The sequence below is a fragment of the Nostoc sp. DSM 114161 genome (genome assembly GCF_052692665.1).
In genome coordinates this window covers 8050321-8061348 of the sequence record NZ_CP195141.1, presented here as the reverse complement: position 1 = coordinate 8061348, position 11028 = coordinate 8050321, and the positions used below count along the sequence as shown (strand labels likewise).

7 protein-coding genes and 1 pseudogene are annotated in these 11028 nt (G+C 42.8%); 4 read left to right on the top strand and 4 right to left on the bottom strand.

The window, feature by feature from the left end; genetic code table 11:
• The first annotated feature begins 138 nt into the window (after window positions 1-138).
• Both NSTC745_RS33765 and NSTC745_RS33760 read left to right on the top strand, forming a co-directional pair.
• Window positions 139-990, top strand: a pseudogene (locus NSTC745_RS33765) (Rpn family recombination-promoting nuclease/putative transposase).
• A 30-nt stretch (window positions 991-1020) separates the two neighbouring features.
• A complete protein-coding gene (locus NSTC745_RS33760; RefSeq protein WP_445634920.1) occupies window positions 1021-2109 on the top strand; it encodes a nucleotidyltransferase domain-containing protein in 1089 nt (362 codons plus the stop codon).
• A gap of 82 nt (window positions 2110-2191) precedes the next feature.
• On the opposite strand, the gene NSTC745_RS33755 is transcribed toward NSTC745_RS33760, so the two are convergent.
• Window positions 2192-2488, bottom strand: a complete 297-nt coding sequence (locus NSTC745_RS33755) for a hypothetical protein (RefSeq protein WP_445634919.1) — start codon at window positions 2486-2488, stop codon at window positions 2192-2194.
• 234 nt (window positions 2489-2722) lie between these two features.
• A complete protein-coding gene (gene bchI / locus NSTC745_RS33750) occupies window positions 2723-3847 on the bottom strand; it encodes a magnesium chelatase ATPase subunit I (protein WP_445634918.1) in 1125 nt (374 codons plus the stop codon).
• Window positions 3848-4195: 348 nt separating this feature from the next.
• Here bchI and NSTC745_RS33745 point away from each other — a divergent pair, with 348 nt between their 5' ends.
• On the top strand, window positions 4196-5461 hold the full coding sequence (locus NSTC745_RS33745) for a glycoside hydrolase family 10 protein (protein WP_445634917.1): 1266 nt from the start codon (window positions 4196-4198) through the stop codon (window positions 5459-5461).
• Between the two features lie 190 nt (window positions 5462-5651).
• Here the strand turns inward: NSTC745_RS33745 and NSTC745_RS33740 are convergent, their stop codons facing one another.
• Window positions 5652-5798: a hypothetical protein gene (locus tag NSTC745_RS33740; protein ID WP_445634916.1), complete on the bottom strand. Its 147-nt coding sequence runs from the start codon at window positions 5796-5798 to the stop codon at window positions 5652-5654.
• A 45-nt stretch (window positions 5799-5843) separates the two neighbouring features.
• Between NSTC745_RS33740 and NSTC745_RS33735 the strand changes: the two genes are divergently transcribed.
• Entirely contained in the window at window positions 5844-6503 is a 660-nt protein-coding gene (locus tag NSTC745_RS33735; protein WP_445634915.1) for a SanA/YdcF family protein, read from the top strand.
• Between the two features lie 54 nt (window positions 6504-6557).
• Here NSTC745_RS33735 and hetF read toward each other — a convergent pair whose 3' ends face one another.
• On the bottom strand, window positions 6558-9056 hold the full coding sequence (gene hetF, locus NSTC745_RS33730; protein ID WP_445634914.1) for a cell division protein HetF: 2499 nt from the start codon (window positions 9054-9056) through the stop codon (window positions 6558-6560).
• Window positions 9057-11028: the final 1972 nt, after the last annotated feature.

Here is an 11028-nt window from a genome sequence, read left to right as displayed (position 1 = left end):
TTAAACCATCCCTCAAAAGTTAGACTTACGGTTTATTAGAGAATTCGGGCGTCTTGCAGTTTATCAAAATTAATGCGATCGATCGCTAGGGCGCTTTCCACGAGATAATAACAAAGGCTTGTTGAGTATTTATTATCAATGTCCTTTGATAACCCCTGCAAATTACTTTCCGAAAAACATCCCGTCAATTTTGCTAATTGGGTTTTGGGTACACCACAAACTTCTGTCAAAGTCCTCAAAACCGAATTAAGCATTGAACCGATTCGTGCCGATTATGTCACATTTCTACAGTTACAAGAACGCATTCTTCACTTAGAATTCCAAACTAAACTAGAATCCACACCACCGCTACCCCTGCGAATGCTCGATTATTGGGTACGCTTATATCGTTTATATCGTCTACCCATTACGTAAGTTGTTGTCTTATTACTTCCTCCTGCGCCAGAAACAGTAATTGAAACTGCCTTCAGCCTCGAAACTACCCGTCACGAATATCGCGTAATTTGCTTATGGGAGGAAAATCCCGAACAATTCTTGAACGATCCGGCTTTGTTACCCTTAGCACCATTAGCAGCAACCACTCAACCCCAAACCTTGCTGCAACAAGTTGTGGAACGAGTTAATCAACTCCAGCCAGAACAACGACCTGAAATTGCGACTTACACCCAAATCTTAGCGGGATTAAAATACAAAAAGGACTTGATTAGACAATTATTTCGGGAGGGTATGATGCGCGAGTCAGTGATTTATCAAGAAATTCTTCAAGAAGGCGAACAACGAGGAGAACAACGAGGAGAACAACGAGGACGGGAACAAGGAGAGCGATCGCTTATTCTCCGTCAACTTACTAGACGCCTGGGAGAATTACCCCAACAACTACTAGAACGTATTGAAACTCTCAACCTGGAACAATTAGAAAATCTGGGGGAAGCTTTGTTAGATTTTCAGGCTCAAGCAGATTTAGAAACCTGGTTTAGTGCATTAGAATAGCACAACCCTCGTTATTAATACTCCATTGAAATGAAAAGAATAGAAATTGAACAAAGAACTATTTTAGTTGGTTTGGCAGGTAGCCACGGCTATGGTTTAAATCGTCCGGGTTCAGACTTTGATTATCGCGGAGTATTTATCGCACCCAAAAGGTACTATTTGGGATTCGATCGCATAGAACAAAAAGATGCTGGTTGGGATGAACCAGGAATATTTCCATTTTTAGATAACAACAAAGATACAGTTATCTATGAATTAAAAAAAATCCTCCAGTTATTATCCGGAGCTAACCCCAATGTTTTAGAATTACTCTGGTTAAATAACTATCCTTTTCTAACTCCAGTAGGAGAGCATTTAATTAATCATAAGCAATTATTTTTAACTAAGAAAGTCAAGCATACTTACACTGGTTATGCCTTTGCTCAAATCAAAAAAATGGAAACTCATCGCAAGTGGTTATTAAAGCCACCGCAAAAAAAGCCATTACCATCTGACTTTGACATAGAAGACGAAGCAGCGCTAACCAAAGATGAACTAAATGCTTTTTTAGAATATCTTTATAACTTAATTAGAGGCAGAATTGAATTTTTGGAAGAAGCTGAACAATTATATAAACTACTAACAGCAGATATTGATTTCAAAGGAGTGTTAAAACAATATACTTTACCCGACGAGACTTTAAAATATACCCAAAAGTTCACTAATAGCCGTAAAGATTTTATCCGACTGCTTCAAAAAAGTCAAAGTTATCAAACAGCCCTAAGAGAATGGAAAGCTTACTTATCTTGGCAGGAAAATAGAAATCCGGCTAGAGCAGAAATGGAAATCAAGTCTGGTTTTGACCTCAAACATGGGATGCACTGCATTAGATTGTTACGCAGTGGATTAGAAATATTACGTCAAGGAGAGGTGATTGTTGATAGGAGAATAGCTGGCGATGCTGATGATTTAAAAGCTATCCTCAAGGGTGAATATTCTTATGAACAGGTGATGAAAATGGCAGAAGATTTAGTTGCCGAAATGGAAATTGTTTACGAACAAACTAACCTGCCTCATAAACCCGATTTAGAGCAAATTAATGAATTGTGTATGGAATTAGTGGAAATGCAAAAGTGGTAAATAAAAAAGTTAGGAGCGAGAAGTTAAGAGTTAGGAGTTTTTAATTAAATTCTCACTCATAACTCATAACTCATAACTAAATTTAAAGAGTCTGGATTAAATCGGCAAAGCCAAAAAGGCTAATAATTAGCAATAGTAATGCTGTGATTTGTGTAATTCGTGTTTGCGGAGAGGGGGCGATCGCTTCCCGCACTAAGATAGAAATAGATGCTCCAACTACTAAGCTCAAACCTAAGATTAAATATGGTCTTTCGGGTAAAACACTCGCTATTGCCAGCATAGCGATCGCTAAAAATAGCATTAATAATTCTACAAACCGAGGCGGGTTGTATTGGCTAGATAAAATTAAGCTGTTAAACCAAAAATACCAAGATCTCATAATTCAGTATTCAATGCTAAGTGCTGAGTTAAGAGCTAGGATTCTAAGTTAAGAGTTAGGAGTTGGGAGTTAAGAGTTAGAAGTTACGAGTTGAGAGTTACTTGGGAGTTAGAAGTTACGAGTTAAGAGTTATTCTCGTTGTCTCCTTTTCCTCTTGTCTTCCTCATCTCCCTCATCCCCCACTCCTAACTCTTGACTTTTAACTCCTAACTCCTAACTTTTAACTTTTAACTTCTAACCTCTAACTCCTAACTTCTGACCTGTGCCATTTTTTTGTGCAGTATCATCTTCTGGAAGTTCGACGCCAAAGACACGGCTAAAAGCTTTGGCAACTTTGTAGCCAGAATCAATCGATTCCAAGGGGTCTTTCCGCAGCCTATGACGCAAGCACAGCGTAATTACGCGGCGGATATCGTCAACTGTAACTTCAGTGCGTCCTTCAAATGCCGTTATGGCTTTGGCGGCGCGGTTACTAACAATGTCACCCCGTAATCCATCTACATCGAGTTCAGAGCAGACTTCAGAAATTTTCACCCGCAAATCATAGTCAATTTTTACTTCTGGTAAAAGTTGCTGGGCATTGACAATTTGCTGTTGTAGTGCTTCTTGCTGCGGTTTATATTTTTCAAGAAAATCCGGAGGATTTTGGTCAAATTCCGCCCGTTGTTCGACGATTTGTACTCGTAAGGCTGGTTCTTTGACTGTATGAATTTCTGCGTGCATCCCAAAGCGATCGAGTAATTGGGGACGCAGTTCGCCTTCTTCTGGGTTTCCAGAACCGACAAGCACAAAACGTGCAGGGTGACGGATTGAAATACCTTCACGTTCTACAGTATTCCAGCCACTGGCGGCGGAATCGAGTAGCACATCTACAAGGTGGTCATCTAGTAAGTTGACTTCATCCACATAAAGAATGCCTCGGTTAGCCTTTGCCAGCAGTCCTGGTTCAAAAGCTTTGACACCCTCAGATAAAGCTTTTTCAATGTCGATAGTGCCGCAAACCCGGTCTTCTGTGGCTCCTAATGGCAGGTCTACCATTTGGACTTTTTTGTGAGTTACGGGAATTTCTGCCCCTTGTTCTAACAGTTGGCGGACATCATCGCTCATCAAATCAGGGTCGCTAGGATCGCTACTAAACGGGTCATTGGCAACCACAGAGATTTCTGGCAGCAGATCCGCCAGCGCCCGGATAGTAGTGGATTTTCCGGTACCGCGATCGCCCATGATCATTACACCACCAATTTTGGGGTCAATCACGTTCAACAGCAGCGCCAGTTTCATTTCTTCCTGGCCGACAATTGCCGTAAAAGGAAATACCACACGACGCGCACTTGCCGTAGATTGAGCAGTTGGACTCACTAAATTACCTAACAATATTTTTCTTATTACAGTTCTTTATTGTGACACAGCTGGGGACTGAGGAATAGGGAGTGGGGAGTGTGGGGAGCAGGGGAGCAGGGGAGAAGTGACAACAGTATTTCTTTCGCCTCTGCACCTCTGCACCTCCGCCCCTCTGCCCCTCTGCCTCTTCTGCCCCATGCCCCATTCCCAATACCAGATTGGGCACAAATGCCTACTTGCTACGTCAACTTTCTTAATATGCATAAGTTTGATTTAGTTTTTCTGGTGCAGAAGTTCCATACATAGGGAACCAACAACTACCAATCTCTCAATTTTTTAGTAAGCATAAATGCTTGTAATATATGTATGGCTAGTAGATTCAATCACAAAAGCAAGCAATGGCGTGTGTGGGTAGCTAATGCATCATTCAAACCTATGAAATCAACTTTTTTTGTTCGAGGTTGGCGACGAAAGCTGAAATATATTTTCCCGCTGCTGATGTTAATATCGTTTGTTACGGTATTGTTGGTAGACAGCTTCAGCCCTGCCGTTGCCCAGCTACCCCGTCAGGAAATTCGCGGGGTTTGGATGACGAACAATGATTTTGACACCCTGAAGGATCGTGCCAAAGTGCAAGAGGCGATGACTCATCTGCGGCGGCTGAACTTCAACACAATCTATCCAGTGGTTTGGAATTCTGGCTATGTAATGTATCCCAGTGCTACCGCACAACGCGCAGGTATTCAACCTTTTGTTTATAAAGGTTCAGATGGACATGATATTCTTGCTGACCTCATTAATCAAGCCCATCGCAAGGGACTCTTAGCAATTCCCTGGTTTGAGTTTGGATTTATGGCACCCCCAACGTCGGAACTTGCAGTGAATTATCCAGATTGGTTCACACAAAAGCGCGATGGTAGCCAAACTTCCATCAGCGCGGCTGGTGAGGTAATGTGGCTCAATCCCTTCCATCCACAAGTGCAACAATTCATCAGCAATCTTGTGCTAGAAGTTGTCACTCAATATGATGCCGATGGCATTCAGTTTGACGATCACATGAGTTTGCCCCGCGAATTTGGCTACGATCGCTATACAGTTGCGTTGTACGCTAAAGAAACCAAGAACAATCCCCCGGCAAACCCTGAAGATCCGGAATGGGTAAAGTGGCGGGCAGATAAAATTACCGCCTTCATGGTACAACTTAACCAAGCTGTCAAGCAGAGAAAACCCCAGGCGATTTTCTCCGTTGCTCCTAATTACTATGACTTTGCTTACAAGTTTCACCTGCAAGACTGGCTTAATTGGATACGGCAAGATATCGTAGACGAGTTAATTGTGCAAATTTATCGTCCAAATCTGCAAAGTTTCATCGCAAATATTTCCCGCCCAGAAATTCAAGAAGCGCAACAAACCATTCCCACTGGAGTTGGAATTATGACAGGGTTACGAAATAATCCAGTTCCAATGCAACAAATTAAGTCTCAGGTGCGAGCTGCCCAAGAACGCGGTTTGGGTGTAACCTTCTTTTATTATGAAAGTCTTTGGAATTATGCACCTGAACCTTTAAATGAACGTCAAGCAGCATTTGAAAACCTCTTTCCATCTCCCGCACTCCGCGCCAGAGTTGAATAACTTGTTTGCACAAGTGCTTAGTACATCTGTTTACTAAGATTGGTTCTAGCTGTAGGTGAGTTCGATAGAAAAAAGAATTTGACAGATAGATTGGGTAGGGGCGCAAAGCTTTGCGCCCCTACGATTTTTGATGTGTTGCAAAGATTTTTTGAAATGGTATTAGATATCTCATTTACCGACAAAATCGTTGCTAGAGACGTTGCATTGCAACGTCTCTACAATCTGTTGGAATTGCGAAAAATCCAGGGGTGCGTTGGCGTAGCCCATCGTAGACATCGTTGATTCGTTCTAAGTGTTCAGACTCAAAAGCGATCGGTCCCACTGCAACTTCACCCAAAATCCTGCGTCTATTGCTACAGAATTATCTTGACAATTAAAACCTATGCTGCATAAATGGTTTTTGTCACACCACCGACTCATATTTAGATTACTACTATTAACTGCAACCATCAGCCCCCTAGCGCTAAATTACTATGTAAATGCAATAACCAGCGATCGCCGCTACACTCAACCACAAAAAATTCCAACCGAACGAGTTGCCATCGTCTTCGGTGCGGGAATTTACCCTGATGGTACACTATCGCCAATGCTTAGCGATCGCGTATCCGCTGCTGTAGAACTTTACAAATTGGGGCGAGTCCAAAAGCTGTTAATGACGGGTGACAATAGCCGCGATGACTACAATGAAGTCCAAGCAATGCAGAATTATGCAGTCCAAAGAGGTGTACCCGCTCAAGATATTACCTTAGATTATGCTGGATTCAGCACTTATGAAAGTTGCTATCGAGCTAAAGATATTTTCGGAATCAAACAAGCAGTTTTAATTACCCAGAAATTCCATTTACCCCGCGCAGTTTATACTTGCGATCGCCTTGGCGTCAAAGCCATCGGTTTGGGAACACCAGATTGGGAAAGCTACAGTTTTCAAACTGTTATGTACTCCACACTGCGGGAGGAATTGTCAACCCTCAAAGCCTTATGGGAAGTTAATATAACTCGCCCTCAGCCAACTTTCCTCGGCTCATTTGAAGGAATAAAATGAATTGGAAGTGGGGAGCGTTCTGATTCAAAGAAATTCTGAATTCTGAATTCTGATTCACTCTTCCCTACTCTTCTCTTGAAGCAGCGATCGCCAATCTTTAATTGCTTTTTCTGTCCATAACCAATTTTTAGCTAATTTATCTACTTGGAAGTTGACGCGATCGGATTTCATTACCATTTGTCTCAACTTTATCGCTTCATTCATATATTGTGCTTGTTTGCTACTAGATTGACCAAGTGCAGATTTATACAGTCCTAGAGCTAAACCAGCATAGGAAGTTAAAGCGTCCTGAGGTAATGGCGTCTTTGTGGATGTAGTAGAAGCTGTATTCTGTGCTTTGAGAGCTAAATTTAAAGCCTTGAACCAAGAATCATTAGCTCTATTCAAATTACCTTCTGCGTAGTAAGCAAATCCTAGAGCATTATTATATAAAAGCGAATCTGGTTTAGCTTTGGCAGCGGTTTCCCAGTAACGACGAGCATCGTCAACGCTATAGTTAACGTCTCCAGTCTGGATTGATTGCCAAGCTAATCGCCCCTTTAAAAAGTTGACAGCTGGATCGTCAACTTGTTTATTTGTAACTAGCTTCAAAGCAGTTTCAGCCGCAGCAAAAGCGCCACGATTGAGTAATTCTTCCACAGCAAATAATCCACCTTGCAAATCGCCTTGGCTCAATTTTTCAGTAGCGGTGGCGGTAACGATTCCAGTTGGCGCTGTTTCTAAATCTATATTTGGTTGTTTTCCAATGGGTAAAGACTCAGTGGGAATTGGTGGTATTTTCGACAGATTTGTCTGGGGTCGATTTTGCCACCAATTTAAACCGATGGCAATTGCGATCGCACTTATTCCCACAACGCCAACAATCGGCCACAACTTACGCCGTCGATCCCGATTTCTAGATGGAGATGAGTTTGGTTGCGATCGACGAGAAAACTCGGAATTTTGCCAATGTCTTTCTGAGTTCCCAACAGTTTCAGGAGGCGGTGCTGGAACTTCTCCCCACAAATCTGCTTCTTCCAAAGAGGAAGTCATTTCTTCTGAAACTGGCCTATTTGGTAGACTATTTTCGTTAATTTGTTGCTCTTCTGTGGAGGATTTTTGCTCGTCCAGCCGCCGAAACAAATCCGAAACGATGGCCGAATCTTCTGCATAACTTGGGTCATCATACTCGATTTCATCAACGAGATCGCCCCAGGTATCTTCACCCAGCCAATCCAAGCCAACAGGATCGCGCCCCAAATCAGCAGGAATCATCTCCTCAATTCCTAAAGGCATTTCCGGATCGTCCGCGATCGCAGCATACATAGAACTAGGAATTGTCCCTATAGGGGAACTATATTGGTTGAGTGACTCCGGATGCCCTAAAGCAGTTTCCTGGCTCAGAAAACCGTCAAATTCGGGCTGGAGATACAAAATCGGTAATGCCCAGTACATTTGGTGAGAACCATAGGCAGAAATTAATCCTTGGCGCACCCGACTAACGCATAAATCTACTGGATACCCCTGACTCAAATTGCGGTAAAATAATTGCGTGAGTGTCAGTGCCACTTCATCAGGAATGCGCTCTGACATTGCCAAAACACTGGCAATTCCTCGTTTAACAAGACTTTCTGCCAGGTTGCGTTCCCCCGTATCTTCAGAAGCCCCCAAGGCTGCTGTGTAAGCTCCCAAGCAGGAATTAAACACTGCCATCTGGATGTTATTGTTGACGAGCAAACCTGCCAAATCGTCTCCAGTGAGAATTTCCGTTAACCCGGTTCTGCGACTGGCAAGATAAATTTCTCCGCCATTTGGGCCTAAGTTGCTATGACCAGAGTAGTGTAGAACGTGGTATCTGCCTTGCTCTAAAGCTTGGGTCAGTTCTTCACGTCCTGGTTGGTCTAACACAGTGAGTTCAATTTCTGGGAGATGACTGCTAGCCTCAGCAAATCGTGGTGCCGGACGCGCGAGTTCCGCTTGCAGTTTGATTGCTTCCTCTTTGAGTAGGTCGAGACGGACTCGATCCAAGGGCGAAGCAATTACCATCAATACTTTGACACCAGTTTCTTCTAGTGGCGTAAAAGTATTTGGCCGCAAACGAGAAGCCCCCAAAATTCCACTTTGGAAGCGAGAAAAAGCGACATAAGGCCCAGTGGCTAAAGGGCGATCGCCTGCGTGCATCACTTCCCAAGGCAAACGAGCTAACCTCGTGTCTTTCAGCCCCAAGCGTAAGCGCAATACTTGTTGGTGATTCTGGGCAATACCTTGGGCAGTAATCCAACTATCTCTGAGAGTACCTTGAAATAAGGCATTATATAATTGTTGACCTAAAGCCACCAAATTAACAGAATTTCTCGCAATATCGCTTTCCCGCTCGCTAGAGGCGAATGGATCTCCTTGCAACACCGACTTCAACGGGTCATTCATCAAATGCCCAGCAGCCATCAACCAATCAGCTACAGGCCAAGTCACCAATTCTTCTGCCAATGGCACCCCAGGCGCGACTTGTTCCGTCCGCACCAAGTAGTCGTTTTGCCCTACTGGGGTTACGGATATGTGGAATTCCTGGGTCACAGCTTCTCCTGCTCGCCTCCTAAATTCGGTTTGAAACGCGAAAGTTTCAAGTCGATTTTTCGCTCCCTCTGATAACTTAGATGCATCCCACCCTTGAATGTTTCTGATTTTTAGTTGTTTTGGCTTTTCTACCTTTACAACTTTATCCGGATTGGATTAGTTCGGTCTAGAACACTTTATTGGTAGATGCACCTTGATCTTCAACTCCCCTAGTAGGCTAACACCCACTGGGGGTTTTTTTATTTTGACAAACAACAGCAACCTCTAATATTAAGTTCGTGCGAACACTTATAGTTAGAGCTAACACCCCGATAAGCAGACAATTCACAGCGCCAGCTTTTGGCGAACTCAACTTCGCAGGACGCTCTACGCAAAGAGCTTAGAATTATACAGCAAATTTCAATTTGGTGAAGTAGACGACCATTAGCTTGAAAAATCAGGTATAAGCCCAATTTGGCAGCCAAATTCCGGATTATGAATTCTGAATTCTGCTGTAAGTAATTAAACTAACTTGACATAACGCAGATATTCTCCACCAGAAAATAATGCTTAACTTTAGAATACTTGATTGGTAGATGAATGTACCTCGATCTTTAACTCCCCTAATCCCTTAATATCAACTATTACAGCACGGCAAAAACCCAGCGACCATCTCAATTAACCGGACTAGGGACTTAAGCGCCCTATCTTAGGAATAGGCATTCTGCCAAAGTGTAGTAGTTTTTGTGTGTCAAACAAAAACAGGACTTACGCAAAAATAGCCAACTTCGCTTAATTTATCGAACCGCCTTCGCGCTTCGCGTCTCGTAGAGAAGACGCCAAGAACGCCAAGAGTTCGTAGAGTTTACGTAAGTCCTAAAAAATAATCAACTTTCTGGGAAATTTATCCGGAACATGATGGTTAAACCTAGAACATTTAATTGGTAGATGCACCCTGATAACTAGCTCCCCTGGTAGGCTAATAGCCACTAGGGGTTTTTTTTGCTCATCACACATCTATTTTTTAGGTAGCGCACTCATCATTGAATAATTGGTAGATTTGACCGTGCCAATTTTAGATTTTAGATTAAAAATTATTTCAGTTCATGCCGCCTGTAGCGGCCCGAACAAATCCAAAATTTCAAATCCGACGCTCCATGACTCGCTAACGCTGTGCTACCAAGCCCTCTAATCTTGTGTCGTCTTTAATCCAAAATCGGTATAGCTTGAAAAGCCTCGTTCGCCCTTAGCGTTGGTGTAGCCACAGGCTCGCGGATAAGGAGAATTACTACTCTATTCCCGCAAGCCTTAGGTCACCCTAGCACCCTACGAAAAGCCACTCTCCAGGCGTATACCCACAAGTTGGGAAACCCGTCTTAGCGACTGGCTGAACTTTTGGCAAAATCCAAAGTTGGTTGACCTGATAACTAACCCCTCTGATTGGCTAACACTTGTTGAGAGTTTTTTTTCTGGTGAGTAAACAACAATAACCTCAACTTCTGCATAATTTATCCGGTGGATAGCCATTAACTTGAGAAAACATTATTGGTAGATGCACCCTGATAACTCAACTCCCCTGGTTGGCTAACACCCACTGGGGGTTTTTTTGTTTGGAACCATCGAAGAATTTTAGATTTTAGATTTTGGATTAGGGTTTTTCGGTTCAGAGTAACCTCTTTTGTAGACAGAACAAATCTCAAAACCGAAGCCCAGTACCCTTGGGATCGGGATGAATCTAAAAGACGTTCGCGGACTTGCTAACGCTACGCGATCGCCAATTCCAAATTTTGTTGGAGGTTGAGCATTTTCTCCGGAATATGCTAGATGCCCCTAGAAAACATTATTGGTAGATGCACCCTGATAACTCACTCCCCTAGTAGGCTAACACCAACTGGGGTTTTTTTATTTTAAAAAATAATTGACCTTTGTACAAATTTATCCGGAGTATGGCGTTCAATCTCAGAACATTTAATTGGTAGATGCACCCTGATAA